The organism is Pelagovum pacificum, from assembly GCF_016134045.1.
GTDB lineage: Bacteria > Pseudomonadota > Alphaproteobacteria > Rhodobacterales > Rhodobacteraceae > Oceanicola > Oceanicola pacificus_A.
Map to the genome: position 1 here is coordinate 1,148,175 of NZ_CP065915.1, position 24,702 is coordinate 1,172,876.

The following is a 24,702-nucleotide window of genomic DNA, read 5'->3' on the forward strand; positions in this document are numbered from 1 at the left end:
GCCGGTCAGTAGGTCGTCGTTTCTTCGCCGAACCACTTGATGAGCAGCTCGTTGAGCGTGCCGTCTTCCTTCATCGAGGTGATCGCCGTGTCGAAGGCCTCTTTCAGCTCGGTGTCGCTTTCGCGCAGGCCGAGACCGATGCCGCCACCGAGCGGGATGTCGTCGCCGATGAACATCAGCTCGCCACCGGAGGCGTCGACGATCGGAACAAGGTAGTCCTTGTCGGCGAAGACCGCGTCGGCCTCGCCGTTGCGGACGGCGGCGACGGTTTCCTCGGGCGTGGCGAACTCGATCAGGTCGGCGTCACCTTCGGAGACGTGCCCGGCCTGGATCGTCGCGGTCTGCGCGGCGACGACACCGGCTTCCCAGTCGGCATCCTCGGACGCGCCGACGTAGGCGGAGGCGGTCGGCGGGAAGTAATCCTGCGTGAAGTCGATGACCTCGTCACGCTCGTCGGTGATCGACATGCCGGCGATGATCGTGTCGTAGTTGCCGGAGACGAGGTTCGGGATGATCGAATCCCAGTCGTTCGTCACCCACTCGCAGGTCAGCTCGGCCCGCGCGCAGAGCTCGTTGCCCAGCTCGATCTCGAAGCCGTCGACCTCGCCGTTGTCATTGAGGAAGTTGTAGGGAGGGTAGGCGCCCTCCGTGCCCATCCGGACGGTGTCCTGGGCAAATGCGGTCCCGGCGACGAGCGCCAGCGCGGCGGTGGTCAGGATCAGTTTCATTGGTAGTCTCCCTGGTCTTGGTTGGTTCTGTTTTGGTTGAGTGGTGTCATGTCGCAGCAAGGGCAGGCGGCGGCGCTGCCGGAGGTCCGGCCCCGCATCAGGCGGCCTGACCCGCTCGGAGGAAGCCGCGGAGCCGGTCGGAGCGCGGATTGCCGAACAGCTCCTCTGGACTGCCCTCTTCCTCGATCTTGCCCTGGTGCAGGAAGACGACGTGGTCGGACACGTCCGCCGCCATCTTCATGTCGTGGGTCACGAGCACCATGGTGCGGCCTTCCTCGGCCAGCGCCTTGATGACGCGCACGACTTCCTGCTCCAGTTCCGGGTCGAGGGCGGAGGTCGGCTCGTCGAACAACAGCGCCTTGGGTTCCATCGCGAGCGCCCGGGCGATCGCCGCGCGCTGTTGCTGGCCGCCGGAGAGCTGTGCGGGGTAGGCGTCCGCCTTGTCGCCGATCCCGACCTTGTCGAGATAGTCGCGGGCCTTGGCCTCGACCTCGGCCCGGTCGCGCTTCAGTACGGTCACCGGCGCTTCCATCACGTTCTGCAGGATCGTCATGTGCGCCCACAGGTTGAACTGCTGGAACACCATGCTGAGGTTGGTGCGGATGCGGATCATCTGCCGCTTGTCGCCGGGGTGGCGGGTCATGCCCGACCCCTTCCAGGTCACCGGCTCGCCCATGAAGATCACCTCGCCCTGCTGGCTGTCCTCCAGCAGGTTGGCGCAGCGCAGCAGCGTGGATTTGCCGGACCCTGACGATCCGATCATCGACACCACGTGCCCGGCGGGGGCGGTGATGTCGACGCCTTTCAGCACCTCGAGCGAGCCGTAGCTCTTGTGGAGGTTGCGGATCTCGATCACCGGGGCAGGCAGGCTCATGCAGCGGTCTTTCTTGTTGCGGCCCCGAGTAGGGCGCAGAAAGTGGCCGATTGCAACGGGTCGATCGACGTGACGTGCCGTATTCCGCGCCGATTGCCTAAGGAGCGGGCGGTGTCGGGACGGCGAGGTAGGCCTCGGTCGGGATCGCGGCGAAACCGACGATGCCAAGCCGGGTGCGATCGGCGTCGGACATTTGTCCGATGGCCGTCTCGATCGCCGTCGACAGCTCCTCGGCGTCCGTGTTCGGCCCCGTGATGAAGGGCAGGCCCGGCGTCGGCTCGGTGCGGCCCACTTCGTGCAGGTCGCTCGCCTCGGCATCCCAGGCCCGTGCCTGCGCCCATGTTCGCGCGTCGATGCAGGCGATGTCCGCCGTGCCGTTCGCGACTGCCGTGATCGAGGCGAGGTGTGCACCGGTCGAGACAGTGCGATCGAAGCTGAGCCCGAGCCCGATCATGTGGTTCTGCGGCGCGGCCCAGCCCGACTGCGAATTGCGGCTGTTGTAGGCGAGGCGCAGCGTCGCCCAGTGCGCGGGGTCGTCGGACTCCTCACCGGGGCGCATCACGAAGACGGAGTTGTAATGCCCCGGCGGACAGCCCGGCAGCCCGTAGTCTGCTGTCCCGACGATGCGGGCGGTTCCGTGCAGGCGGGCGCGATAGGGCAGGCTGCAGGCCTGCGTGAAGATGAGGTCCTCGGACAGCCAATGGTCCCAGAGGCTCGAGACGCTCTCGAGCGTCGCCGGCGTGTCGTAGGAGAGATTGGCCCGGACGTCCTGCCACAGGCGGTCCTGGGCCTCCCGCGTTTCGGGACGTTCGTACATCGGCATCGCGGCGCGGGGCTGGTCGCTCACTTGCGCCGGGCCTCGACCCGCTGGCGGGCCAGCGCGCTGTCGGGATCGGACACGCCGAGCAGCGGCGCGACCATGCGCAGCAGCGCGTCCTCTTCCTCGTCCCGTTCACCGTCGGCGAGCACGACATCCCAGAGCGCCTCGATCACCGCTTCGCGTTCGGCGTAGGGCACGGCGTGCTTGATGGCACGGGTGAAGCGGACGGTGTCGGGCGCTTCGGCCTCGAGGCCCTCGGCACTGGCGCGCAGCTTGGCGGCCTCGACCGGGTTCATCTCGTAGCGCGAGGCCACGATGCGGTCGATGCGGGCAATCTCCTCGGCGGCATAGTTGCCGTCGGATTTCGCGATCCGCACCAGCAACGCGGTCAGCGCCATGCGCGCATCCACGTCGGGGAGCGGTTCCGGGGCGGGCGCCGTCAGGCGTTTGAGCAGGTCTCCGAACATGAACGCCTAGTTAGGGCGGTCAGGGCCCGGAGGAAAGAGGCTGGAGAGCCGCTCCAGTTCACCTTTCAATCCGAACGGCGGATTGATGAGCACGAGGCCCGACCCGACCATGCCGTGCCCCTCCCGTGCCGGGGGGAAACCGATCTCGTGGATTTCTGCTTCGGGCAGCGCGTCACCGATGGCGCGCAGCATGGGGCGATGCGCGCCCGAAGTCAGCACCGGGTACCACAGGATCAGCACGCCCACGGACCAAGCGCGGTGCAACTTGGCCAGTAGCCGAGGCATCTCCTGGTAGTCCGACTTCACCTCCCAGGAGGGATCGATGAGGCAGAGCCCCCGGCGCGGATCCGGCGGCGCGAGCGACATGGCGAGCTTCGCGCCGTCCTGACGGTAGACTTTCGGGCGCGGTGTCTGCTGCCGCATCACGCGGGCAAGCGCGTCATGTTCCTGCGGGTGCAGTTCGGCGAGATGCATCCGGTCTTCGTCGCGCAACAGCCCCGTCGCGATAAGCGGAGAGCCGGCGTAGGCGTCGCGCCCGTGCCGCGCGCGCACCGCGTCGAGGACCCGGCCGAGGGGGTGACCGTCGGGCAGGGCCTGAGTGCCGATTCCCCGTGCGGCTTCGCCGGTGCGGGCCGCCTCGGGACCGGCGAGATCGTAAAGACCGCGTCCGGCGTGCGTCTCTATATAGGTGAGGGGCTTCGGCTTCTGCACAAGATAGTCCAGCGCGACAGCCAGAACCGAGTGCTTGTGCAGGTCCGCCATGTTCCCGGCGTGATAAGCGTGCTGATACGACAACATATGCCGGTGATGATACTCCGCAGGCGGCAGGGCAAGCCCGGGAATCGTTGGCAGGACCGTGACTTCGGCCTATGTTCGATATCGAGGACAAGAGCACGGAGATCCCCGATGAAGGGTGCCATGACGATCGCCGCAGTAGCGGTTGCCACCACCCTTGCAGGCGCGGGGTCTGTCCGCGCGCAGGACGGTCTGTCGTTCACGCTGCGTGGCGGTGCTTTCATGCAGCCCGGCTACTTCGGCTCCGACGATCTGGCCTACGGTCCGGATTTCTCGATCAGCAACCTTCAGTTGAACTACGGCGGGCGTGAACTTGGCGGCGGACCGCAGGACGGCCTCGGCCTGCGCGGCAGCTTTCGCTACATCGGCGAGCGCACCGCCGACGATTACAGCGAGCTTGCCGGCCTCGATGATGTCGACGCCAGCCTCGAGCTTGGCCTTGGCTACGGCTACGTCAGTCGCAACTTCGAAGCCTTCGCGGACCTGCGCTATGGCGTGATCGGGCACGAATCGCTCGTCGCCTCCGTCGGTGCCGACGCGGTCTTCTACCCGACCGGCGCTCTGACCATGCGCTTCGGCCCTCGTGTGCTGTTCGGCAGCGAGGAATATGCCAACACCTACTTCGGTGTCTCGGCGGCGGAATCGGTGGCGTCTGCCGGCCAGTTCGACGCTTACGAGGCCGATGGCGGTCCCATGACGGCGGGTGTCGAACTCGGCATGACCTACCAGATCAACGAGGACTGGGGCATCGACGGTGCCGTTGCCTACGAGCAGTTCGTCGGCGCCGCCGCGGATTCGCCGATCGTCGAGCAGGGCTCGGAAGAGCAGCTGTCGATTCGCCTCGGCGTCACGCGGAACGTGTCGCTCGGCTTCTGATCAGGGTGGCGGCCGGTCGGTCGCCCGTTTTCCCGGCTCATCGACGAACAGGCTCGGCAGCACCTCGACTTCGGAGATGCTGTCGACCGCGAGTTCCGCGAAATCCGCCCGCGCGTCGTCCCAAGCGAGCAGCGTCCACAGCCTCCCCCAGAAATCGAGCCGGAGCGGGCGCATCGTGCGCCCGTCCACCTTCAGCTTCTGACGCGCCCGGATCGCCTGGCGCAAGGTGGCGAGATGGGGCAAGGCGCGCGCCGCCGCTGCGATCGGGCGCGGCGCGATCCCGTCTTCCGGCAGCAGCGCGTCGAGCCTGTCGGACAGGCGTCCGGCAACTCGCGCCATCTCCGCATCCGCCGATTGCGCGACGGCAGCGAGGCCGATCTGCAGCGTCTCCAGCTCTTCCGGTGTCAGGTGCAGGGGCGGCAGGCTGACCGTCGCGGTGATCCGGTAGCCGACACCGCGCGTCCCCTCGACAGGCACGCCGGCCGCCGAAAGGTCGGCGATGTCGCGATAGATCGTGCGCACCGTCACCCCGAGGTCGCGCGCCAACGCCTCCGCCCGGTGGGGGCCGGGACGCTTGAGCGCGAGCATGAGCGCGGAGAGGCGATCGGAGCGGGCCATGAGATACTGACAGTTTTCTGTCACAAATTCGGGCGGCGCACCAGCCGCGCGCCGCGATCTGCGGGAATCGCCCTTCCGGGCCGGCCCGTCGTCCAGCTATCACCAAGGGCGAACAACAGTGCGGCGTCCCGGAGAGAGTGGCGCCATTCGGGAGAAGTGACATGCTCAACAATATCGGCCTGCCGGGCCTTCTGCTGATCGCCGTCGTCGTGCTCGTCCTGTTCGGGCGCGGCAAGATTTCTTCGCTGATGGGTGAGGTCGGCAAGGGCATCACGGCCTTCAAGCGCGGAGTCGAGGACGGCAAGAACGAGATCGAGGAGTCCGGCAAGGATGACGAGACCGTCGCCAGCCGCGACGTGACCCCCAGCGAGGACAAGGAACGGGCGTAACGCCCTTTTCCCTGAGGTAACGCAATGTTCGGACTCGGCTGGACCGAGATGATGGTCATCGGGATCGTGGCGCTGATCGTCGTCGGTCCCGAAGACCTGCCGCAGATGTTTCGCCAGGTCGGCAAGTTCACCGGCAAGGCTCGCGCCATGGCGCGCGAGTTCTCCAAGGCGATGAACGACGCCGCCGATCAGTCCGGCGTGAACGAAATCAACAAGACGATCCGCGCCGCGGCGAACCCGTCGAAGTTCGGCACGGACCAGCTGAAGAAGGCGACGGGGCTCGGACCCGAGACGACGAAGCTCTCCGAGGAGCGCAAGGCGTCGAAGGAGAAGTTCTCCAAGATCGCCGCCGAGAAGGCCGAGGCGCGCAAGGCTGCCGAAGCCGCCGCCTCCGCGCCGCCGGCGGTCGAGGCGGACGTGCCGGCCCATGTCGATCACGAGCCGGACCCGGAGCTGTTCGACCACGAGCCCGATCCCGAACCCGCGCCCGTCGCCGCTGAACCGAAGGCCGACCGCACATGACCCACGCCGACCAGCTCGACGATTCGTCGGCGCCGCTTATCGAACATCTGCGCGAGCTGCGCACGCGGCTGATCCACTCGGTCGTCGCCTTCATCATCGGCATGTGCATCTGCTTCGCGGTCGCCACGCCGATCTTCAACTTCCTGACCAACCCGCTGTGCGAAGTGCTCGCGACACGCGGTCAGGATTGCGACCTGATCTTCATCTCGCCGCAGGAAGGTTTCTTCGTCGCGGTGAAGGTGTCGCTGCTCGGCGGGCTTATCCTGTCGTTTCCCTACATCGCCTCGCAGATGTGGCGGTTTGTTGCGCCGGGGCTCTACCGGTCGGAAAAGGGTGCGTTCCTGCCGTTCCTCGTGGCATCGCCCTTCATGTTCCTGCTCGGCGCGTCTTTCGCCTTCTACGTGGTGACGCCGCTCGCCTACGACTTCTTCCTCGGCTTCCAGCAGTTCGGCAACGACGGCACCGCCGTGCCGGCCGACGGGGTCGGAGACGGGCTGTCAGTTGTCTTCCAGGGCTCGGCGCAGGAATATCTGAACCTTACGGTGAAATTCATCGTGGCCTTCGGTCTCTGTTTCCAGCTGCCGGTCCTGCTGACGCTGATGGGCAAGGCCGGCCTCGTCACCTCGATGGGCCTTCGAGCGGTGCGCAAGTATGCCGTCGTCGGCATCCTCGTGCTCGCCGCCGTCGTGACACCGCCCGACGTCATCACGCAGATCATCCTGTTCGTCGTGGTCTACGGCCTCTACGAGATCTCGATCCAGCTGGTGAAGCGCGTCGAGAAGAAGCGCGAGGAACAGCTCCGCGCCGAGGGTGTGCTGGGTGAGAACGAAGGCCTCTACGACCAGTTCGAGGACGACGACGAGGACGGCACCAGGTGATGAAGGATCCGCTCGAGAGGATCGCGGCCGCGCTGGAGCGACTGGCGCCGCCGCCTCACCCGGCGCCGGAATTCACCGCGTCCGCCTTCGTCTGGATGACCGAGCCTGACCGGCTCACCCCCGTCAGCCGGGTCAATCGGGTCGATGTCGACCTGCTGGTCGGGATCGATCGCTCCCGAGACACGCTGATGGCCAACACGGAGCGCTTCGCGCGCGGCCTGCCGGCGAACAACGCCCTGCTCTGGGGCGCACGGGGGATGGGAAAGTCGAGCCTCGTCAAGGCGATTCACGGCAAACTTCACACCGAGCATCCCGGCCTCAAGATCGTGGAAGTCCAGCGCGAGGACCTTCCGTCGATCGGGCGTTGCCTCGCCATGCTGCGCAATCGCGACGAACGGTTCATCCTGTTCTGCGACGACCTCTCCTTCACCAACGACGATGCGCATTACAAGTCGCTGAAGGCGGTGCTCGACGGCGGGATCGAGGGGCGTCCGGACAACGTGGTGCTCTATGCCACGTCCAACCGGCGCCACCTGATGCCGCGCGACATGATCGAGAACGAGCGCTCCTCGGCGATCAACCCTTCGGAATCGGTCGAGGAGAAGGTCTCGCTCTCCGACCGCTTCGGCCTCTGGCTCGGCTTCCACCCCTGCGACCAGGACGCCTACCTCGCGATGATCCGCGGATATTGCGACGCCTACGGCGTCGCGATCTCCGACGAGGAGCTCCGCGCCGAGGCGATCGAGTGGCAGGCCACGCGCGGCGGCCGCTCGGGCCGGGTCGCCTGGCAGTTCTTCACCGATCTCGCGGGTCGGAAGGGCGTTCACCTCTCCTGAGGCGGCTCTCTCATCTGGCCGGAAATACCTCCGGGGGAGTCGCCGCAGGCGACGGGGGCAGCGCCCCCCTCCCGGACCTGACACCTCAGCGGATCGTCTCGATCGGTCCCTCGGCGCGTCCGTGGATGAACTGATCGACGTAAGGGTCCGCCGCGCCGTCCATCTCCGACACCGGCCCCGACCAGCGTATCTTGCCACCGTGGAGCATCGCGACGCGGTCGGCGATGGCGCGGACGGAACTCATGTCATGCGTGATGGTCACCGCCGTCGCGCCCATCTCGGTCACGATTTCACGGATCAGGTCGTTGATGACGCCCGCCATGATCGGGTCCAGCCCCGTCGTCGGCTCGTCGAAGAAGATGATGTCGGGCTCTGCGGCGATGGCCCGGGCGAGGCCGACGCGCTTCTGCATGCCGCCCGACAGTTCCGCCGGCAGCCGGTCGGCCACCTCCGGCCCCAGTCCGACGCGGCGCAGCTTCTCGATCGCGATATCGCGCGCCTCGGCCCTGGGGCGCTTCGCCTCGCCCCGCATCAGGCGGAACGCGACGTTCTGCCAGACGGGCAGGGAATCGAACAGCGCGGCGCCCTGGAACAACATGCCGAAACGGGCCAGCATCGCCTCGCGCGTCCGATGCGTCATCGCCGTGCCGTCGACCCTGATCGTCCCCCCGTCCAGCGTCAGCAGGCCGAGGATGCACTTCAGGATCACCGACTTGCCGGTGCCCGAGCCGCCGATCACGACGAGGCTCTCGCCCTTCGCGACGGACAGGTCGATGCCCCGCAGGACATGGTTGGAGCCGAAGCTCTTGGTGACGCCGGAAAGCTCGATCATGCGGAGAAGAACGCCTCCGTCAGCAGGAAGTTCGCGGCAAGGATCAGGACCGAGGCCGCGACCACGGCGCTTTTCGTCGCGCGGCCCACGCCCTGCGCGCCACGGGCCGAGTGCATCCCGAAGTAGCACCCTGTCAGCCCGGCAAGCGTGCCGAAGACAGCCCCCTTGGCGAGCGAGGAGACGACGTCGAGCGCCTCGAGGAAATTCACCGTGTTCTGCAGGTAGTTCGCCGCGTTGAAGTCGAGCCGCCAGATCGCGACGAGGTAGCCGCCGAGGATGCCGATCACGTCGCCGACTCCGACCAGCACCGGCACGGTCAGCGCGGCGGCGAGCACGCGGGGCACGGTGAGGTATTTCATCGGGTTGGTCGACAGCGTGACGAGCGCGTCGAGCTGCTCGGTCACCTTCATCGTCGCGATCTCGGCGGCGATGGAGGAGGTGACCCGCGCCGCGACCATCAGCCCGACGAGGACCGGCCCGAGCTCGCGCACCATACCGACGGCGACGATCTGGGGCACCAGCGCCTCCGCCTCGAAGCGCGAGCCGCCGGCGTAGATCTGCAGCGCCAGCGCGCCGCCGGTGAAGAGCGCGGTCAGACCCACGACGGGCAGGGTCTGCCAGCCGACCGACATGATCGCTGCGCCGAACTCGCGGATGTAGAACGGCGGCCGGACAAGGTGCGACAGCATCGAGAAGACGAAGAGAGAGGCGCGCCCGATCCCGGCGAGCAGTCCGAGCGCCGCCGCGCCGATCCGGGCGAGGAGGTGCATCATGCGCCCGCGTACCGCCGGCTGTAGCGCAGGCCGAGCTGTGTGAGGATCTCGTAGCCGATGGTGCCGGTCTGCCCGGCGATATCGTCGACGCCCTGGTGTTCGTTCAGCAGCGACAGCGCCTTCGGCTCCTCGGGCAGGTCTGTGATGTCGACGCCGATCAGGTCCATCGAGACGCGGCCACGGATCGGGCAGGGGATATCGCCATGCCAGAGCGCGCCCTTGTGCGACAGGTGACGGGTGATGCCGTCAGCATAGCCGCCGCTGACGGTGGCGATGGTCGTCGGCCGCTCCGCCGTCCAGGTGTTGCCGTAGCCCACCGTCTCGCCCGGCTCGAGGCTGCGGGTCTGGATCACCGGCAGGTCGAGCTGCACCACCGTCCGCGCCTCGTTGAAGGGCTGGCCGCCGTAAAGGCCGATACCGGGCCGTGTCATGTCGAAATGGTAGTCAGGGCCGAGCAGGATGCCCCCCGTCGCGGCGAGCGAGCGCGGCACGCCGGTGCCGTCGGTCATCCGGCGGAATTCCTCGAGCTGATGGGCGTTCATCGGGTGATCGGGCTCATCCGCGCAGGCGAGGTGGCTCATCAGCAGGACCGGCTTCTGCGCCAGCGCGATGTCGGCGACCGCCGCCCAGTCGGAGAACTCCATCCCCAGCCGGTTCATCCCGGTGTCGAGCTGGATACCGAACGGATGTCCGGGCAGCGCCTCGAAGTGACGCAGCACCTGGTCGAGCGAGTTGAGCATGGGCACGAGACCGAGGTCGGAGATCATGTCGGTGTCGCCCGCCATGTGACCGCCGAAGACGCAGATGTCGGCGTTCGGGCCAAGCGCCTGCCGGAGCGCGGCGCCCTCTTCGGCCACGGCGACGAAGAACCGGCGCGCGCCGGCGTTCATCAGGGCGCGCCCCGTCTTCGAGACCCCGGTGCCATAGCCATCGGCCTTCACGACCGCGGCCGCTTCGGCGCTGCCCATCCCGGCGAGCGCCTTGTAATTCGCGACCAGCGCGTCGAGGTCGATTGTAAGATGCCCGGTGCCCATGACCGCGTTTTGACAGGGTGCGCGTCAGGGTCAAGCATTTGCCGGCCCTCGCGACACCAAGCGCTCGCACAAGCGTGATGCTGCACCGCATCGCGAACGCAGGGAGCGTCCGCGCCTTGCAGCGCAACGGCAATGCCGCATTGCGGCGGGCGAATTTGCGCCGGCCTACGTCAAATCTGTTACTGATTTTTCACCGACCTGTCGCATCATGTGAACAGGACCCTAAGTAGGGGACACAAGGAGACGTCAAAGCCTCCGAACCCAAGGGGAGGAAATCAGCGTGACCCACGGATATGGCTCCTCGGGCCTGAACCTGATCGTCGTGGAAGACGAGACGCTTGTCTCCATGGACCTCGAAGCAACGCTCGAAGAGCTTGGCCACCGCGTGATCGGTGTGGCGAGCCATGTCGAGCGGGCGCTTGAACATATCGCCGGCGCGGGCACCGCGCTCGACGCAGTCATCCTCGATCTCACGCTGGCGGGGCGCAGTGCGCAGCCCGTGGCGGAGCGTCTGCACCGTCAGGGCACGCCCTACGTGGTCGTGACGGGGCTTGAGGAAAGCGACGTGCGTCGGCACGGCTTTTCCGGGCCCTACGTGCCGAAACCCTACCAGCCGGAGCGGCTCCATCAGGCGCTGCTCGGGGTCGTGGCGGACCTGCGTCCGGGCTACTGCGGTTCCTCTTCGGTAGAGTTACCGTCGTCCTCGTCCGCGGACGTCGTGATGAGCCGGTACGATTCCAGCTCCGCCTGCGTCAACAGGTAGATCTCGCCCGGCGGGGTGATGAGCGCGGGCTGCATCAGCATCGGGTCGATCCCCATCTCGTCGAGATATTCCATCACCGCGCCCTGTCCGCGCTGAATATCCTCCACCGCGAGGAAGGCGGGCAGGGCGGTGTTCTCCCCGAAGAAATGCTGGTGGACGCCCACCATCGCGCCCTCTTCGACCTCGCGCACGGTGCCGGAGGCGAGGATGTAGGGGCAGGCCGACATGCAGATGTCGGATTCCGTCATTCGCGTCTCGACCTCCAGGCCGCGCAACTGCCTCCCGATGGCGAGCGCGTCGCTGACCGAACCGCCGGGGGAGTTCAGGTAGACGAGTTCCGGCTGCGTGGTCGCCTCCGTGAGGAAGCTGGACAGGCGCTCGGCATCGCCGGCCTCGATCCGGCCTGTCAGGGTCAGGGTCGGCCGCGTCTCCCACGTGGTGCTTTCCATCAACAGGCGCGAGGGCATGTCCTCGGTCACCGGGATCGGGCGGCTGCCGGGACGCGCGGTGCGCAATTCCAGATCCGCCGGACGATAGCGGCGGGTCTGATCGCCGGGGCGCAGCGGCTCGTCGATCTCCGGCGCGGAGGACGGCATGGTGAGCTCGGGCAGGATGCGCAGGAAGTCGGAGCCGAACAGCACCGTGGCAAGCCCGACCTGGACCCACAGGATCCACATGATCGTGCGCTTCACCTGGCGGCCGGGGCCTGACGTCTTCGGTGGGTCCTGCGTCGCATCAGCCATTCGCGGCGTCGATCCGGTGGCCGGCCTCGATCAACGCGCGGAAGGCGACGTCCTGCTCATCGGCACGCACCAGCAAGTAGTCCCGCAGGTATGTCGATATCACGAAAACGCCGAGCTCCGCTTCCGCCACCGGCTGGACGGCGGACAGGATCACCCCGGGTTCGTCGAGATCGGCCGTCGTCTCGACCTTCAGGGCGCGCCAGCCGCGCTCGGCCTCCGTCGTCTCTGGGACCCGGTCGGAGAGACAGACGATCGACAGCTCGTCCTCGGCGATGGTGACGCTGACAAGACCATCGCCGCCGACCCACTCGGGCAGGGCGCTGCCGGCGGGCAGCTTGCTGATGGCGTAGTCGCCGGGTTGCGGGATCAGGGAGAACTTCGGCAGATCAGTCATTCGGCAGGGCGTCCGGTATCGACAGCGGAAAGGTTTCGGCGGGGCGCGGACTCGTCGGCCTCCTTCGTCGGCGGCGTCTCGGACTTCGCGGGCCGGTCGAGGCCGCTTTCCACTTCGCGCAGGGCCCGCACGGCGGCGCGCAGCTCCGCCAGCGTCATCAGGTCTTCGGTTGCCGCCCGTTCGCGGCCCGAGCGGATCGCGCTCTGCGTGATGGCCACGATGAAGACGAGAACCGCCGGCAGAAGGTCGATCGCGATCGCCCCGGCCCACGATGGGACGAAGTTGTTGGCGTAGCGGATCACCGCGTCGGCGGTGGAGATCGGGGTGTAGGTCGTGTCCGACGGCGGCGGCATGGCAACGACCGCCTCCGCTGCCTGCCGCAGCGTATCGGCCCGCTGGCCGAGCACGGTGAGGACGGAATTCATCGTCGCTGACTGGTTCTGCCGCGTCTCGGCGGTCGATCCGTCGAGTTCGGGCAGCACGACCGAGCGTTGCAGATCGTTCGCCGCCCGGATCACCAGCGGCGCGACGGAGAGTTGGCGCAACCGGGTGATCTCGTTGGCGAGTTGCACCGCCTCTTCGGAGAACTGGACTGAGCGGGGATCGACCGCGCCCGGCTCCACCGTCAGGGCGCGCATCCGGCTGAGAATGGCGTTCCCGCGTGAGAATGCCTCGTCCAGCAACGGCTGCTGGCTGGCGATCTGGGATTCCAGTGCGTTCAGCTCGTCCGACTTCTGGCGAAGCAGGCGGAAGACGGCGCCCTCACCGGCGAACCCGGACAATTGTCCGGTCGCTTCCTGCTGGGACAGGTCCTCGAACGACTGGCGCACCCGCGCCACGTCCCTCTCGAGGCCCTGGCTCGCCACCGCGATGGCGTTCGCCTGCTCGAGCGCGCCCTGGTAGTTCTGCACGGTCGTCGCCATGTGCTGCTCGACCGCCGCCGACCCGGCGAGCGCGGCAGCGTTGAGCCACGACGACATCGCGATGATCGCAAGGCTGCCGGCGATCATCGACAGGAACAGCCCAATCCGCGCACCGGCGGTGCGCACGGCGGGCAGCAGGCGCATCAGGTAGGACCAGAAAACGAAGATGCCGACGGAGACGGCCACCGAGTAGGCCATCGCCGCGAAGAAGGAGAGCGCGCCGGTGTCGTCGAGCAGCGATGACACCCCGAGGTAGGTATAGATGCCCGACGCCACGGCGAGCACGCCAAGCGCCGCGCCGGTGAAGCTGTCGAGCCACGTCAGGTGGCCCTCCAGCTCGCGCGAATAGCGCACGCCGCGCGCTTCGGTGCGGCTGAGCCGGCTTTCATCTTCCATGTACGAACCCTCCAGGTCGGACCGAAGGTATGATTAACCAGCCCTGACGCCAATCAGGTTTGACTTTACAGTGAGGTGATCGCACGATCATGGCTCAAACCGATACGTTTTACTAATTTTATTTCGCGGAGAAGAATTGATGAGGAACAAAGTTCGCATCGCGCTGTCGCTTGCCACCTTGCTGGCGCCGCTGGCCGGTCCGCTGGCCGCGCAGACGGCTGACGAGGAAGTCGCCGCCGAGATCGCCGAGTGCATCGAGCGGCGCTGCTCGACGCTTTCGCTCGACAACATCACCGGGCTGACGGCGATCCCGAACGAAGTCCTGTCCGCCCCCGGCATCAGCGGCTTGCGCCTGTCCCGGTCGCCCGTGACGGACCTGTCGCTGCTGAACAAGATGAGCTGGCTGGAAGAGCTCGACCTCGGCAGCACGCCGGTCACCAACCTGTCGATCCTCACCGGCCTGACGGCGCTGCGCGACCTCGACCTCGGGGACACCGCGCCCGCAGACCTCGGCCCGGTCGGCAACCTTCCGGCGCTTGTCGAGCTCGAACTTCGCAGCGCGCGGGTGAGCGACCTCTCGGCGATCTCCGGCCTTGTGGGGATGGAGTACCTGGGCCTTGCGGACACCGATGTCACCGATCTTGCGCCGCTGGCGGGAATGAAGGCGCTGCGTCGGCTCGACCTCGACAACAGCCGGGTCGGCGATTTCGGACTGTTGGCCGAATTGCCGGCCCTGAACACGATTTTCCTGCGGCGGGCGCTCATCGCGGACCTGGCGCCCCTGACCGGGCTCCAAGGGCTGCGGACGCTCTATATCGACCGGACCGGGGTCAGCGACCTCGCTCCGCTCTCCAACACGCGCGCCCTGGAATATCTCAGTGCTCAGGCGACCGCCGTGACCGATCTCACACCGCTGATCGCGCTGACATCTCTCCGCTCGCTCGACCTGTCGGAGACGCCGGTGTCCGATATCGCACCTCTGTCCGGAATGCGGCTGATGCGGTCGCTCTACCTGCGCGATACCCAGGTCGCCGACATCGCGAGCGTCGCCTACATGCCGATGCTTGAGCGGATCTATCTGGACAACACGCCGGTAACGGACATCGGTCCGCTGGCGGACCACGTTTGGCTGACGGACATCTACCTGCGCGGCACCGGGGTGTCCGACATCTCTGCTCTGGCGTCGCTGCCGAAACTGCGCTCCGTCGACCTGCGCGAGACGGCGGTGACCGACCTGTCGGCGTTGACCGGGCTGGAGGAGCTGTCGAGCGTCTACCTCGGTGAGCCGACGCAGGCCAATCCCGAGCATGTCGCCGCGCTCGAGGCGAACGGCGTGACGATCCGCTGACGGCATCCGGTCAGGGCAAGGTGCCCCAGGCCGGGCGGTTCCGCTCCCAGATCTTCTCACCTATCAGGCAGTCGTAACGCTCGGCCTGCGCCGGTATCACTTGCGGTGCGGGCAGGGTGCCCGCGATCTCCAGCACAAGCTTGCGGCGGATCGCCTCGGCGAAGTCGGGCCAGTCCTGCACCGCGATGACGAAGGACCCCGCACCGCCTGTCACGCAGGCGGCATAGTAGGCGTCAAGGTCGTCGACGGACCAGCGGTCATAGCCATCGTTGAAGGCCATGATCGGCAGGCCGTTGATGATGATGCCCCGGTTCAGAGTCGCCTGCCGCGCGTCGAGCACCGGGCCGCCGGAATTGTTCGGGCCGTCGCCCGAGATGTCGATCACCCGGCGCAGACCCTGAAAGCCGTTGTTGTCGAAATGGTCCGCCCCGAACCTCAACGCGGAGCTGATCGAGGTGCGCGACACCGCATAGGGATCGCTCAGCAGGAGGGCCTCGGCGAACGCGGTCGCGTCGCCGGGGGATGCGATCTCTGTCCAGTCGACGACCACGCGCTCTCCGCCCGCGCCGGCCCATTCGACGTAGGACAGGGCAATGCGGCCGATCATGCCTTCACCGATGGAGCCGAGCACCTGTTCGCTGGTCAGGGCGGCGGCGTAGCCTTCGCGTTGGATACGATGTTCCTCGATCGTCATGGAGCGGGAGACGTCGACCATCAGCAGCAGTTCGACATCGACCTCGACAGGGCGGGGGCCGTCCTGCGCCGCGGCAGGGTGGGCGACGAGAAAGACGAGAAGCAGGAGCCAGGGGCGCGACATGGGGTCAGCTTCGACAGCGGCGCCACGGTCTGTCCAATGACGAGGTGGTGAACGTAGGGTGCGCGCTCGATGCGCACCCCCGGTGTGGGTGGGACGGCCGCCGGGTGCGCATCGAGCGCGCACCCTACGCCTTGCGGCGGAAGGGGGGGGCAGGTGGTGCGGGACTCTGCGCGCGGCAGCGGTGATGGGAACGCGCGTTCCGGGTTGCCGCCGGGACGGCGGAAACCATCCCGGAGCCGGCGCTTTTCCCACGCACTTATCCACACCCTTTCCAGAGGAAAAAGTGTTGTATTACTTGCCGTTAGATCGTTATCGGGGCAGGCGCGGACCTAGAAGTCCCTGTCCTCCCCGGTCTGCCATGGCTTCACCAGGTTGCCGAAGCGGGTGAAGCGGCCCTCGAAGGACAGATCCACGGTGCCGATCGGCCCGTGACGCTGCTTGCCGATGATGACTTCGGCCCGTCCGTGCAGCTTTTCCATCTCATCCTGCCAGGCGGCCATCTTCTCCATCTCGTGGTCGCCGGGTTTTTCACGTTCCTTGTAGTATTCCTCACGGAACACGAACATCACGACGTCCGCGTCCTGCTCGATCGAGCCGGATTCGCGAAGGTCGGAGAGCTGCGGTCGCTTGTCATCGCGGCTCTCGACCTGACGGGAGAGCTGGGACAGGGCGATGACGGGGATGTCGAGCTCCTTGGCGATCGCCTTGAGGCCCTGGGTGATCTCGGACACCTCGTTCACGCGGCTGTCCTTGGCCGAAGCCGGACGCACGAGCTGGAGATAGTCGACCATCAGCACGTCGAGCCCGTGTGTCCGTTTCAGCCGCCGCGCACGTGCGGCGAGTTGGCTGATCGGCAGGGCGGGCGTGTCGTCGATGTAAAGCGGGCAGGCCTCGAGCGTCTTGGCGGCCTCGACGAAGCGGCGGAATTCACCCTCCGTCATGTTACCGCGCCGGATCTGCTCGGACGGGACCTCGGACGCTTCGGAAAGGACGCGGGCGGCGAGCTGCTCGGCGCTCATCTCCAGCGAGTAGAAGCCCACCACGCCGCCGTCGACGGCGACGTCGCGGCCCTCGCTGTCGGTGCCACGGCGATAGGCCTTGGCGATGTTGAAGGCGATGTTGGTGGCAAGCGAGGTCTTCCCCATCGAGGGACGGCCGGCGAGGATCAGAAGGTCGGACTTGTGCAGGCCGCCGAGCTTCTTGTCGAGGTCGGTGAGCCCGGTCGAGATGCCGGCCAGCCCACCGTCGCGCTTGTAGGCCGTCGCGGCGACTTCCACCGCATCGGTGACGGCGCGCAGGAACGACTGGAAGCCGCTTTCGGTCTGGCCCTGCTCGGCAAGCTTGTAGAGCTTCTGTTCCGCCGCGACGATCTGGTCGCGCGGTTCGCTGTCGACCGTGACGCTGGCCGCCTGTCCGGCGATATCGTGACCGAGCGAGATCAGCTCCCGCCGGATGGCGAGGTCGTAGATCATCTGCGCGTAGTCGCGGACGGCGTAGGTCGAAATCGCGAAGCCGGCGAGCCGGGCGAGATAGGCCGCGCCACCGAGTTCCTTCAGCCCTTCGTGGTCGGCAAGGTAGGAGGCGAGCGTCACCGGCGACGCGAGCGCGTTCTTGGTGATCCGCTGGGCGGCGGTCTCGAAGATCGCGGCATGGACGGGGTCGTAGAAGTGCTGCGGCCCGATCACCATGGCGATGCGGTCATAGACATCGTTCGTCGTCAGAATTGCGCCGAGAAGCTGCTGTTCCGCCTCGATCGAGTGAGGCAGCGTCATGCCCTCGTCGGTCTTTACGGACTCGTCCACCTTCGCCGCGCGCAACGGCGTAATGTCATTCATGCCGGTGTCCCACTCTGGCTCGATTCCCTGCCGAAGGTGTTACGCGATCGCTCGCGACACCTTCAATCTGGATATCCTGTGCATAGCTTCGTGTCGGATCGGAATTGGCCAGATGATGCGGCCAACAGGCGATGCCGGTCAACATCTCGGTGTCGCGAAGCAATTGACCTAGCGTCGCTCAGGCGGACGGCTGCCAATCTCTGGGCGCCTTGAGGTACCCCTCCACCGCGTCGAGCGTGGCGTCGTCGAAGGCGTCGCGCCGACGGGCCTCCGCCAGCACGTCCCACCATGTGCAGAGGTGAATCAGCTGGACGCCGTGATCGGCGAGCCGCCCGGTCGTCTCGGGGTAGATGTCGTAATAGAAGATCACCGCCGTCGCGCCACAGGTCGCGCCGGTGTCGCGGATCGCGTCGACGAAGGAGAGCTTGCTGCCGCCGTCGGTCGTGAGGTCCTCGACCAGCAACACGCGCTGACCCTCCGACATCGCGCCCTCGATCCGGGCGTTGCGGCCGTAGCCCTTCGGCTTCTTGCGCACGTAGGTCATCGGCAGGGCGAGCCGCTCTGCGACGAACGCCGCGAAAGGGATGCCCGCCGTCTCGCCGCCGGCGATGTTGTCGAACGCCTCGAAGCCCGCCTCGCGCATGATCGTCACCGCGAGGAAATCCATCAGCGTGGCGCGGATTCGCGGGAAGGAGATCAGCTTGCGGCAGTCGATGTAGGTCGGGGCCTTGTTGCCGCTGGCGTGGGTGAACGGCTCGGTCGCGTTGAAGTGGACCGCGCCGATCTCCAGCAGCATCGAGGCGGAGAGTCGCGCGATTTCGGACTTGTCGGGAAAGCCGGAAGGGATCATCGCACGTCTCCTTGTTGCGCAGGTCGGTCCGCCTCAGACCACTTTCCGCCGACGCTGTCCAGATTCACGGAATCTCAACGAAATTCCGATATCGATTTTTCGGCGAAAAATCGGGGATCAGGGCAGGTAGCCATTCGGATCGACGCTTTGCAGACCTTCGCGGGTCTCGAAATGCAGGTAGGCCGGGTCGCCATTCGGGATCCGGGCCAGCGTCTGCCCCTGGCTGACGCTCTGGTCCTTCTGCACTTCGAGGTCGGTCAGGTTCACGTAGACCGTCAGCAGGTTGTCGGGGTGACGGACCACCACGATCGACGCCCCGTCGGTATCCTGCGTGATCGCGGCGACCGTACCGGCGGCGGCGGCCCGCACCGGCGCACCGGGGGAGGACAGGATGTCGATCCCCTCGTTCCGGCCGCGTGCGAATTCACGGATGATGGAGCCATCGACCGGCATGATCAGCGGCGCGTCGGAGCTTGGCGCCGTCGTCCGCTGCTCGCCGAGGTCGGGGGCCGGCGGCGGCGCGGGAGCGTCTTCGGCCTCTGCCGTGTCGTTCGAGGTGACCGGCATCGGGTCCTCGTCCGGCAGTGGCGCGCTGGAGGAGGGCGGAAGCGGCGTCGGGCTGCCCTCGCCGGGGATCGTGGTCACCGCGACGGCGTCGGTCGCGGGCTCGGCCGGCGCGGCGGCGCCGCCCTGCGGGATCAGGAGTTGCTGGCCCTCGCGCACGGCGAGGTCGGCGCCGAGGCCGTTCCAGTCGGCGATGCCGCGGACCGGCACGTTATAGAGCCGGGAGATCGTGTAGATCGTCTCTCCCCGCTGGACCTGGTGGCGCAGCGGCTCCGCCCCGGCGGGGGCGGCCGGGCGCACCTGCGTCGTGCTGCTGGTCGCGCCGCCGGCACGGTCGATGGCGGCGGAGGCGAGCTCTGTCACGTTGACCTGGCCCGGCGCCTGCAGGCTGTTGCCGGCGTCGACGCGCGCGGGCAGGGCGAGGACTTCGCCGGCACGCAGCGGCGCCTGCAGCTCGACCCCGTTGAAGCGGGCGAGGCTCTCCGCCTCGAGCCCGAGACGGGCGGCGACCGAGGTCACCGTGTCGCCCTGCCGGGCGACAACGACCTGCGTGTTGGGATAGGTGATGACCCCGCGCTCGTCCGCGGCCGGGCGCGCCGCGTAGTCGGCGCTCGCCGCCTCGCTGGTGTCGAAGCCGTTGCCGAGGTTGCGCAGGTCCGGATCGAACTGCCCGTTGCTGCAGGCCGCCACGAGCCCGAGGAGGCCCGATGCCGCGATCAGCCGGCCGGCGGTTGGAAATGCTCTCGTCGCCATTCTCTCGTCCTCAAATGTCCCGCGCCCCGTTGGATCGGGACGTTCTGCTGTGCCTGTCACCGACGCCCTGCCGGGGCGCCGCACTCATTCCTGTCCGAGCCCCTCGACGAGCGGCACGAACCGCACGGCGCGAAGCTCCTCGTACTCGTAGCCCTCGTCGGTCCGCTCCACGCGGATCAGGCTCTGTACCGCGTCGGACTGGCCGACGGGCAACACCATGATACCGCCTGGACGGAGTTGCGCCAATAGGGGGCCCGGCGGGTCCTCCGCGGCGGCCGTGACGATGATCTTGTCGAAGGGGGCCTGTTCGGGCACGCCGTGGCTGCCGTCGGCGGTCATCGAGGTGATGTTGACCAGGCCGAGCTCGTCGAACACCGCCTGGGCGTCGCGCACCAGCCGCCGGTGCCGGTCCACGGTGTAGACCCGCCTTGCGAGGTGGCTGAGGATCGCGGCCTGGTAGCCGGAACCGGTCCCGACCTCGAGCACCTTGTCGCGGGGCTGCACGTTCAGCGCCTGTGTCATCAGGCCGACGACGGAGGGCTGGCTGATCGTCTGGCCGCAGGAGATCGGCAGCGGCATGTCCTCGTAGGCGCGTTCCGCGAACAGGCCGGTGACGAAGCGCAAGCGGTCCGTCTGCTCCATCGCGTGCAGCACACGGGCGTCGGTGACCCCGCGCGAGCGCAGGGCGAAGAGGAACTGCATCTTGCGTTCGGCCTCGGTGGTCACGAAAGCGCGTCCCCGACGGCGTCCAGCATCTCGGACGCGGTGAAGTCGGCCCGCATCGGGGTGACCGAGATCCGCCCCTCGAGGTTGGCGTTCGCGTCCGTCCCCGGCGCGCAGGGCGCGCGCTGGTCGCCGTTCTTCACCCAGAGGAACCGGCGACCGCCGGGGGAGACATGCGCCTCGACCGAATGGCGGACGTTCTTGCGCTGGCCCTGGCGGGCGACTTCGAAGCCGGACACCTCGGCGGCCGGGATCGGTGGGAAGTTCACGTTGTAGAACAGGCGGTAACTGCCGCTGTCCCACGGGGCGTCGGCGATCAGCCGGCGGACGATGTCGACACCGTGGGCCGCCGCGGCCTCGAACGGGTTGTCGAGCTTCACGTTCCCCGGGCCCATGTATTGCGACAGAGCGATTGCGGGCACGTCCTGAAGGGCCGCCTCCATCGCCGCGCCGATGGTGCCGGAATAGGCGGCGTTCTCGGCGGCGTTGTTGCCCCGGTTCACGCCGGAGAGCACGAGGTCGGGCGGGGTGCCGTCGAGCACGTCATAGAGCCCGGCAAGGACGCAGTCGGCAGGCGTGCCCTCGGCTGCGAAGCGGCGGGGGCCCATCTCGGCGATCATGGTCGGGTGAACGTAGGAGATGCAGTGCGCCACGCCCGATTGCTCGAACGCCGGCGCGACGGTCCAGACTTCGCCGTCAGGACCCGCGACTTCGGTCGCGATGTCATGCAGAACCGCGAGGCCCGGCGCGTTGATGCCGTCGTCGTTGGTGATGAGGATGCGCATTGCTGCCCGGTCGTCGCCTTTTGTCCTTCCTATGCGAGGTGGTCGCGGGCGGCAAGGCGGCGGGCGGCATTAAGGTCCGGCAGCGTCAGCCGAGGATTTCGGGCAGCAGCCGGGCGGCCTCGTCCGTGGGGCTGGCCAGCGGCGAGCGATCCTCGCCGGGGTGGAACCGTGCGCGCATGGCGGTCGGCATCGGGTTCGGCGTCAGGATCTTCACCTGCGGGCCGGTCCGCGCGGTTTCGGCCTGCCAGCTGCGGGCGATCGCGATCTGTGCGGCCTTGGTGGCGCCGTAGGTGGCATAGAACGCCTCGCCGCCACGCGGATCGTCGAAGAACACGGCGCGGCCGTCGGTGCCGAGCAGCGGCGCGACATAACTGACGAGGCGCTGGGTCGCGGCGATATTGACGTCGACCGAGCTGGCGAAGTCCTTCGGCCCGATGTTCGGCGCTGGCGCCAGCGGCGCGGCGTGGATCGCGGCGTGTACGAAGAGCGACAGCCGGCCCCAGCGGTCGTGGATCGACCGGCAGAGCTGCTGCATCGCGGCGTCCGTCGTGATGTCCATCGGCGCGAGCGTCGCCTCACCGCCTGCGGCGCGGACGAGGTCGTCGAGCTCTTCCAGTGCGCCGGTCGTGCGGGCGCAGGCCACGATATGATGCGTGGGGGCGAGCGCCACGGCGAGCGCGTGGCCGAGCCCGCGCGAGGCTCCGGTGATAAGGGCTACCTTGGTCATCGCCGCGTCTTGGCGCGGTGGCGGCACGGGGTCAAGAGGCGGTGGCGTTGTGCCGTTCGGCAAGCTCTTTCAGGCCGGCGTCGATGTCGCCGGTCGCCCCGATCCAGTCGACGAAGCGCGGAAAGTCCTGCTCCATCGTCTCGAGCTTCATGGCCATCACGTGCGTCTTGTCCTTGAGGAACGCGCGGATGTTGGCGGTGACGGTATCGACGTAATCGAGGGCGACGTCCGTCCGGGCCGGCGGTTCGGCCCGCCAGCCGGAGCCGAGCAGGATGCCGTTCCGGTAGGCCTGCAGGATGCCGGGATTCTTACGTGCGGCGAAGCTCGCCGCCACCTCTTCCCGAATGCGGGTCAGGTGCACGTAGGCCGCGTCGTCGCCCCATTCCTCGTCAAGTCGGCCGAGGAGCCACGACAGGCGATTGTCGATCTCGATGTGATCGACGTCATAATCCAGACGCGCATCACCGAGGAGATGCGTCCGGCTTGCGCTTGCGGACGTGTGGCTCGTCAGGTGGCCACAGGCGCGGGCCAGCGTGGTGGAGCCGCAGCGGCCGGTGCTGAGAACGAAGATATTGCGTGGAAAGCTCATGTTGTCCCGTGTGCCGCGCAAGCGTGGCGAGTTTGGGTCAGCCGCGCGGCATCGTCAGGATTCTCTGCCCGCGTTGCCCCTGGAGCACGACCTGCACCTGGTCGATGGCCACCACCCGGCCGGCTTGCGTCAGATCGCCCGGCGCGACGGTATCGATCGTGCCTTCGGGATAGCGCAGCATGGCGCGCGGTCCGTCGGCGCTCGTGATGAGCCCGACGAGGATTGTGTCGCGGGTGTCGATTGCGCCACTGTCGGTCGCGGCCGACGCGACCGTCTCGTTGGTCTGTTCTTCCATGGTCCGTACGTCCTTCCGTCTCGCGGTGGCGCTCTTGTGCGGGCGCTCTGTGCGAAGCCGGCGGGATATGGGGCAGGGGAGACGGATGCGAAACCCCGTTCGCTGCAGAGCAGCGCGATCCTGCCGGCGGGGACGGGTCGACCGGCGAAGAAGTTCCGAAAAGGCCTGCATGGCGCGAAAAGGCGCCATGCAGCCAACGAAACCTCAACGATTTCGTGAGTGCCTACTCGGCGGCAGTCTTCATCTGGAAGCCCTGTTCGACCATGTCGGCGGGCTCGACCGGGTATTCGCCGGAGAAGCAGGCGTCGCAATATTGCGGGCTGGCATTGTCGCGGCCGTTGGCCTCACCCACGGCGCGGTACAACCCGTCGAGCGAGATGAAGCGCAGCGAGTCGACCTGCAGATGCTCGCGCATTTCGTCCTCGGACATCGTGGCGGCGAGCAGCTTTTCCCGCTGCGGCGTGTCGACACCGTAGAAGCACGGCCAGGCCGTCGGCGGGGAGGCGATGCGGAAGTGGACCTCCTTCGCGCCAGCGTCGAGGATCATCTCCTTGATCTTCCGGCTGGTGGTGCCGCGCACGACGGAATCGTCGACGAGGATCACCCGCTTGCCCTTGATCAGGGCGCGGTTGACGTTGAGCTTCAGCCTCACGCCCATGTTCCGGATCTGCTCGGTCGGCTCGATGAAGGTGCGGCCCATGTACTGGTTGCGGGTGATCCCCATGGCGTAGGGGATGCCGCTTTCCTGGCTGTAGCCGATCGCCGCCGGAGTGCCGCTGTCGGGCACCGGGCAGACGAGGTCGGCATCCACCGGGGCCTCGCGCGCTAGTTCGACACCGATCTGGCGGCGGCTTTCGTAGACGGAGCGGCCGCCGAGGATGCTGTCGGGGCGGCTGAAATAGACATGCTCGAAGATGCAGAAGCGCGACCGCTTGGGGCGGAAGGGGTGCTGGCTCTCGACACCCTTATCGGTGATCACGACCATCTCGCCCGGCTCGATCTCGCGGACGAACTCGGCCCCGATGATGTCGAGCGCACAGGTTTCGGACGCCAGCGCCCAGCCCTCGCCAACCCGGCCGAGGACGAGCGGCCGCACGCCGAGCGGGTCGCGGACGCCGATCAGCTTGGTGCGGGTCATCGCAACGACGGAGAAGGCGCCCTCGACCCGGCGCAGCGCATCTTCCATCCGGTCGGGAATCGACTTCTGGAGAGAGCGCGCCATCAGGTGAATGATGCATTCGCTGTCCGACGAGCTCTGGAAGATCGAGCCGCGTTCGATCAGCTCGCGACGGAGTGCATTGGCGTTGGTGATGTTGCCGTTATGCGCGATCGCCGCCCCGCCCATGGCGAATTCGCCGAAGAAGGGCTGCACGTCGCGGATCGCAGTCTGGCCCTTGTTGCCGGCGGTGGAGTAGCGGACGTGGCCGATCCCGATGGAGCCGGGCAGCATGCCCATCGTCTCGGGGTCGGTGAAATTGTCGCGCACGTAGCCGAAGCGGCGGACGGAGTGGAAACCACCCTCGGGCTCGTGCGTCACGATGCCGCCGGCCTCCTGTCCGCGGTGCTGGAGGGCGTGCAGGCCAAGCGCGACGAAGTTCGCGGCATCGGCAACGCCGATGACGCCGAAGATCCCGCACTCCTCCTTCAGCTTGTCATCATCGAAGGGGTGGGCGGGTGGCATGTTTTTGGGCAAGGGCAGCAGCTCCGAATCCCGAAGGTTCGCATGTGCCCCACATAGGCGGTCTGAAGCGGCGT

Annotated in this window: 29 protein-coding genes; 7 read left to right on the forward strand and 22 right to left on the reverse strand. The window is 67.4% G+C overall.

The window, feature by feature from the left end; genetic code table 11:
* Positions 1-5 precede the first annotated feature (5 nt).
* The 5 genes from I8N54_RS05775 to rlmJ form a co-directional block, all read right to left on the reverse strand.
* On the reverse strand, positions 6-728 hold the full coding sequence (locus I8N54_RS05775; RefSeq protein ID WP_140193470.1) for a transporter substrate-binding domain-containing protein: 723 nt from the start codon (positions 726-728) through the stop codon (positions 6-8).
* Positions 729-825: 97 nt separating this feature from the next.
* Positions 826-1,602: an ABC transporter ATP-binding protein gene (locus tag I8N54_RS05780; protein WP_140193469.1), complete on the reverse strand. Its 777-nt coding sequence runs from the start codon at positions 1,600-1,602 to the stop codon at positions 826-828.
* 97 nt (positions 1,603-1,699) lie between these two features.
* On the reverse strand, positions 1,700-2,449 hold the full coding sequence (locus I8N54_RS05785) for a phosphate/phosphite/phosphonate ABC transporter substrate-binding protein (RefSeq protein ID WP_140193468.1): 750 nt from the start codon (positions 2,447-2,449) through the stop codon (positions 1,700-1,702).
* A complete protein-coding gene (locus I8N54_RS05790) occupies positions 2,446-2,889 on the reverse strand; it encodes a tellurite resistance TerB family protein (protein ID WP_140193467.1) in 444 nt (147 codons plus the stop codon). The genes I8N54_RS05785 and I8N54_RS05790 overlap by 4 nt, the downstream gene beginning before the upstream one ends.
* Positions 2,890-2,895: 6 nt before the next feature.
* The gene (gene rlmJ / locus I8N54_RS05795; RefSeq protein WP_140193466.1) at positions 2,896-3,687 is read right to left on the reverse strand and encodes a 23S rRNA (adenine(2030)-N(6))-methyltransferase RlmJ; all 792 of its coding nucleotides are present in this window, start codon (positions 3,685-3,687) and stop codon (positions 2,896-2,898) included.
* A gap of 108 nt (positions 3,688-3,795) precedes the next feature.
* Here rlmJ and I8N54_RS05800 point away from each other — a divergent pair, with 108 nt between their 5' ends.
* Positions 3,796-4,560 carry a MipA/OmpV family protein gene (locus tag I8N54_RS05800; protein WP_197097489.1) on the forward strand — a complete coding sequence of 255 codons (765 nt, stop codon included), beginning with the start codon at positions 3,796-3,798 and terminating at the stop codon, positions 4,558-4,560.
* Here I8N54_RS05800 and I8N54_RS05805 read toward each other — a convergent pair whose 3' ends face one another.
* Entirely contained in the window at positions 4,561-5,178 is a 618-nt protein-coding gene (locus tag I8N54_RS05805; RefSeq protein WP_140193464.1) for a helix-turn-helix transcriptional regulator, read from the reverse strand.
* A gap of 161 nt (positions 5,179-5,339) precedes the next feature.
* Here I8N54_RS05805 and I8N54_RS05810 point away from each other — a divergent pair, with 161 nt between their 5' ends.
* From I8N54_RS05810 to I8N54_RS05825, 4 genes are read left to right on the forward strand one after another with little or no spacing between them, the layout of a single operon-like run.
* Positions 5,340-5,567, forward strand: a complete 228-nt coding sequence (locus tag I8N54_RS05810) for a twin-arginine translocase TatA/TatE family subunit (RefSeq protein WP_140193463.1) — start codon at positions 5,340-5,342, stop codon at positions 5,565-5,567.
* Between the two features lie 24 nt (positions 5,568-5,591).
* Positions 5,592-6,089, forward strand: a complete 498-nt coding sequence (tatB, locus tag I8N54_RS05815; RefSeq protein ID WP_140193462.1) for a Sec-independent protein translocase protein TatB — start codon at positions 5,592-5,594, stop codon at positions 6,087-6,089.
* On the forward strand, positions 6,086-6,967 hold the full coding sequence (tatC, locus tag I8N54_RS05820; protein WP_140193461.1) for a twin-arginine translocase subunit TatC: 882 nt from the start codon (positions 6,086-6,088) through the stop codon (positions 6,965-6,967). Before tatB ends, tatC begins: the two co-directional genes overlap by 4 nt.
* Positions 6,967-7,803 (forward strand): ATP-binding protein, encoded by an 837-nt coding sequence (locus tag I8N54_RS05825; protein WP_408635350.1) that lies wholly within the window; start codon positions 6,967-6,969, stop codon positions 7,801-7,803. Before tatC ends, I8N54_RS05825 begins: the two co-directional genes overlap by 1 nt.
* A gap of 85 nt (positions 7,804-7,888) precedes the next feature.
* Here the strand turns inward: I8N54_RS05825 and I8N54_RS05830 are convergent, their stop codons facing one another.
* From I8N54_RS05830 to alr, 3 genes are read right to left on the reverse strand one after another with little or no spacing between them, the layout of a single operon-like run.
* Entirely contained in the window at positions 7,889-8,635 is a 747-nt protein-coding gene (locus I8N54_RS05830) for an ABC transporter ATP-binding protein (protein ID WP_140193459.1), read from the reverse strand.
* Entirely contained in the window at positions 8,632-9,408 is a 777-nt protein-coding gene (locus I8N54_RS05835; protein ID WP_140193458.1) for an MlaE family ABC transporter permease, read from the reverse strand. Before I8N54_RS05835 ends, I8N54_RS05830 begins: the two co-directional genes overlap by 4 nt.
* A complete protein-coding gene (gene alr, locus I8N54_RS05840; protein ID WP_140193457.1) occupies positions 9,405-10,442 on the reverse strand; it encodes an alanine racemase in 1,038 nt (345 codons plus the stop codon). The genes I8N54_RS05835 and alr overlap by 4 nt, the downstream gene beginning before the upstream one ends.
* 280 nt (positions 10,443-10,722) lie before the next feature.
* Here alr and I8N54_RS05845 point away from each other — a divergent pair, with 280 nt between their 5' ends.
* Complete coding sequence (locus tag I8N54_RS05845) at positions 10,723-11,205, forward strand: response regulator (protein WP_140193456.1); 483 nt, start codon at positions 10,723-10,725, stop codon at positions 11,203-11,205.
* On the opposite strand, the gene I8N54_RS05850 is transcribed toward I8N54_RS05845, so the two are convergent.
* From I8N54_RS05850 to I8N54_RS05860, 3 genes are read right to left on the reverse strand one after another with little or no spacing between them, the layout of a single operon-like run.
* Positions 11,109-11,948: a COG3904 family protein gene (locus I8N54_RS05850; RefSeq protein WP_140193455.1), complete on the reverse strand. Its 840-nt coding sequence runs from the start codon at positions 11,946-11,948 to the stop codon at positions 11,109-11,111. The genes I8N54_RS05845 and I8N54_RS05850 overlap by 97 nt on opposite strands.
* Complete coding sequence (locus tag I8N54_RS05855) at positions 11,941-12,342, reverse strand: ACT domain-containing protein (protein WP_140193454.1); 402 nt, start codon at positions 12,340-12,342, stop codon at positions 11,941-11,943. Before I8N54_RS05855 ends, I8N54_RS05850 begins: the two co-directional genes overlap by 8 nt.
* Positions 12,339-13,661, reverse strand: a complete 1,323-nt coding sequence (locus I8N54_RS05860; RefSeq protein ID WP_140193453.1) for a hypothetical protein — start codon at positions 13,659-13,661, stop codon at positions 12,339-12,341. The genes I8N54_RS05855 and I8N54_RS05860 overlap by 4 nt, the downstream gene beginning before the upstream one ends.
* Positions 13,662-13,800: 139 nt before the next feature.
* Here I8N54_RS05860 and I8N54_RS05865 point away from each other — a divergent pair, with 139 nt between their 5' ends.
* Complete coding sequence (locus tag I8N54_RS05865; protein ID WP_140193452.1) at positions 13,801-15,009, forward strand: leucine-rich repeat domain-containing protein; 1,209 nt, start codon at positions 13,801-13,803, stop codon at positions 15,007-15,009.
* A 10-nt stretch (positions 15,010-15,019) separates the two neighbouring features.
* Here the strand turns inward: I8N54_RS05865 and I8N54_RS05870 are convergent, their stop codons facing one another.
* The 10 genes from I8N54_RS05870 to purF all read right to left on the reverse strand — a co-directional run bounded on the left by I8N54_RS05870 (position 15,020) and on the right by purF (position 24,628).
* Positions 15,020-15,826, reverse strand: coding sequence for a DUF1194 domain-containing protein (locus tag I8N54_RS05870; protein WP_140193451.1), 807 nt, complete (start codon positions 15,824-15,826; stop codon positions 15,020-15,022).
* A 329-nt stretch (positions 15,827-16,155) separates the two neighbouring features.
* Positions 16,156-17,661 carry a replicative DNA helicase gene (locus I8N54_RS05875; RefSeq protein ID WP_140193450.1) on the reverse strand — a complete coding sequence of 502 codons (1,506 nt, stop codon included), beginning with the start codon at positions 17,659-17,661 and terminating at the stop codon, positions 16,156-16,158.
* 178 nt (positions 17,662-17,839) lie between these two features.
* Positions 17,840-18,511: an orotate phosphoribosyltransferase gene (locus I8N54_RS05880; protein ID WP_140193449.1), complete on the reverse strand. Its 672-nt coding sequence runs from the start codon at positions 18,509-18,511 to the stop codon at positions 17,840-17,842.
* A 117-nt stretch (positions 18,512-18,628) separates the two neighbouring features.
* Positions 18,629-19,828 carry a peptidoglycan DD-metalloendopeptidase family protein gene (locus I8N54_RS05885; protein WP_140193448.1) on the reverse strand — a complete coding sequence of 400 codons (1,200 nt, stop codon included), beginning with the start codon at positions 19,826-19,828 and terminating at the stop codon, positions 18,629-18,631.
* An 84-nt stretch (positions 19,829-19,912) separates the two neighbouring features.
* Positions 19,913-20,554 carry a protein-L-isoaspartate(D-aspartate) O-methyltransferase gene (locus I8N54_RS05890; RefSeq protein WP_140193447.1) on the reverse strand — a complete coding sequence of 214 codons (642 nt, stop codon included), beginning with the start codon at positions 20,552-20,554 and terminating at the stop codon, positions 19,913-19,915.
* Positions 20,551-21,336: a 5'/3'-nucleotidase SurE gene (gene surE, locus I8N54_RS05895; protein WP_140193446.1), complete on the reverse strand. Its 786-nt coding sequence runs from the start codon at positions 21,334-21,336 to the stop codon at positions 20,551-20,553. The genes I8N54_RS05890 and surE overlap by 4 nt, the downstream gene beginning before the upstream one ends.
* Before the next feature lie 85 nt (positions 21,337-21,421).
* A complete protein-coding gene (locus I8N54_RS05900; RefSeq protein ID WP_140193445.1) occupies positions 21,422-22,063 on the reverse strand; it encodes an SDR family NAD(P)-dependent oxidoreductase in 642 nt (213 codons plus the stop codon).
* Between the two features lie 31 nt (positions 22,064-22,094).
* Positions 22,095-22,652, reverse strand: coding sequence for a hypothetical protein (locus tag I8N54_RS05905; RefSeq protein WP_140193444.1), 558 nt, complete (start codon positions 22,650-22,652; stop codon positions 22,095-22,097).
* 37 nt (positions 22,653-22,689) lie between these two features.
* The gene (locus tag I8N54_RS05910) at positions 22,690-22,947 is read right to left on the reverse strand and encodes a pilus assembly protein PilP (RefSeq protein ID WP_140193443.1); all 258 of its coding nucleotides are present in this window, start codon (positions 22,945-22,947) and stop codon (positions 22,690-22,692) included.
* Positions 22,948-23,170: 223 nt separating this feature from the next.
* Positions 23,171-24,628, reverse strand: coding sequence for an amidophosphoribosyltransferase (gene purF / locus I8N54_RS05915; RefSeq protein WP_140193442.1), 1,458 nt, complete (start codon positions 24,626-24,628; stop codon positions 23,171-23,173).
* Positions 24,629-24,702 lie beyond the last annotated feature (74 nt).

Bases quoted from the DNA above. Each gene is read 5' to 3' on its own strand.
- I8N54_RS05775 (WP_140193470.1), bottom strand. From the start codon at position 728: ATGAAACTGATCCTGACCACCGCCGCGCTGGCGCTCGTCGCCGGGACC.
- I8N54_RS05780 (WP_140193469.1), bottom strand. From the start codon at position 1,602: ATGAGCCTGCCTGCCCCGGTGATCGAGATCCGCAACCTCCACAAGAGC.
- I8N54_RS05790 (WP_140193467.1), bottom strand. From the start codon at position 2,889: ATGTTCGGAGACCTGCTCAAACGCCTGACGGCGCCCGCCCCGGAACCG.
- rlmJ (WP_140193466.1), bottom strand. From the start codon at position 3,687: ATGTTGTCGTATCAGCACGCTTATCACGCCGGGAACATGGCGGACCTG.
- I8N54_RS05800 (WP_197097489.1), top strand. From the start codon at position 3,796: ATGAAGGGTGCCATGACGATCGCCGCAGTAGCGGTTGCCACCACCCTT.
- I8N54_RS05805 (WP_140193464.1), bottom strand. From the start codon at position 5,178: ATGGCCCGCTCCGATCGCCTCTCCGCGCTCATGCTCGCGCTCAAGCGT.
- I8N54_RS05810 (WP_140193463.1), top strand. From the start codon at position 5,340: ATGCTCAACAATATCGGCCTGCCGGGCCTTCTGCTGATCGCCGTCGTC.
- tatB (WP_140193462.1), top strand. From the start codon at position 5,592: ATGTTCGGACTCGGCTGGACCGAGATGATGGTCATCGGGATCGTGGCG.
- tatC (WP_140193461.1), top strand. From the start codon at position 6,086: ATGACCCACGCCGACCAGCTCGACGATTCGTCGGCGCCGCTTATCGAA.
- I8N54_RS05825 (WP_408635350.1), top strand. From the start codon at position 6,967: ATGAAGGATCCGCTCGAGAGGATCGCGGCCGCGCTGGAGCGACTGGCG.
- I8N54_RS05830 (WP_140193459.1), bottom strand. From the start codon at position 8,635: ATGATCGAGCTTTCCGGCGTCACCAAGAGCTTCGGCTCCAACCATGTC.
- I8N54_RS05835 (WP_140193458.1), bottom strand. From the start codon at position 9,408: ATGATGCACCTCCTCGCCCGGATCGGCGCGGCGGCGCTCGGACTGCTC.
- alr (WP_140193457.1), bottom strand. From the start codon at position 10,442: ATGGGCACCGGGCATCTTACAATCGACCTCGACGCGCTGGTCGCGAAT.
- I8N54_RS05850 (WP_140193455.1), bottom strand. From the start codon at position 11,948: ATGGCTGATGCGACGCAGGACCCACCGAAGACGTCAGGCCCCGGCCGC.
- I8N54_RS05855 (WP_140193454.1), bottom strand. From the start codon at position 12,342: ATGACTGATCTGCCGAAGTTCTCCCTGATCCCGCAACCCGGCGACTAC.
- I8N54_RS05860 (WP_140193453.1), bottom strand. From the start codon at position 13,661: ATGGAAGATGAAAGCCGGCTCAGCCGCACCGAAGCGCGCGGCGTGCGC.
- I8N54_RS05865 (WP_140193452.1), top strand. From the start codon at position 13,801: ATGAGGAACAAAGTTCGCATCGCGCTGTCGCTTGCCACCTTGCTGGCG.
- I8N54_RS05870 (WP_140193451.1), bottom strand. From the start codon at position 15,826: ATGTCGCGCCCCTGGCTCCTGCTTCTCGTCTTTCTCGTCGCCCACCCT.
- I8N54_RS05875 (WP_140193450.1), bottom strand. From the start codon at position 17,661: ATGAATGACATTACGCCGTTGCGCGCGGCGAAGGTGGACGAGTCCGTA.
- I8N54_RS05880 (WP_140193449.1), bottom strand. From the start codon at position 18,511: ATGATCCCTTCCGGCTTTCCCGACAAGTCCGAAATCGCGCGACTCTCC.
- I8N54_RS05885 (WP_140193448.1), bottom strand. From the start codon at position 19,828: ATGGCGACGAGAGCATTTCCAACCGCCGGCCGGCTGATCGCGGCATCG.
- surE (WP_140193446.1), bottom strand. From the start codon at position 21,336: ATGCGCATCCTCATCACCAACGACGACGGCATCAACGCGCCGGGCCTC.
- I8N54_RS05900 (WP_140193445.1), bottom strand. From the start codon at position 22,063: ATGACCAAGGTAGCCCTTATCACCGGAGCCTCGCGCGGGCTCGGCCAC.
- I8N54_RS05905 (WP_140193444.1), bottom strand. From the start codon at position 22,652: ATGAGCTTTCCACGCAATATCTTCGTTCTCAGCACCGGCCGCTGCGGC.
- I8N54_RS05910 (WP_140193443.1), bottom strand. From the start codon at position 22,947: ATGGAAGAACAGACCAACGAGACGGTCGCGTCGGCCGCGACCGACAGT.
- purF (WP_140193442.1), bottom strand. From the start codon at position 24,628: ATGCCACCCGCCCACCCCTTCGATGATGACAAGCTGAAGGAGGAGTGC.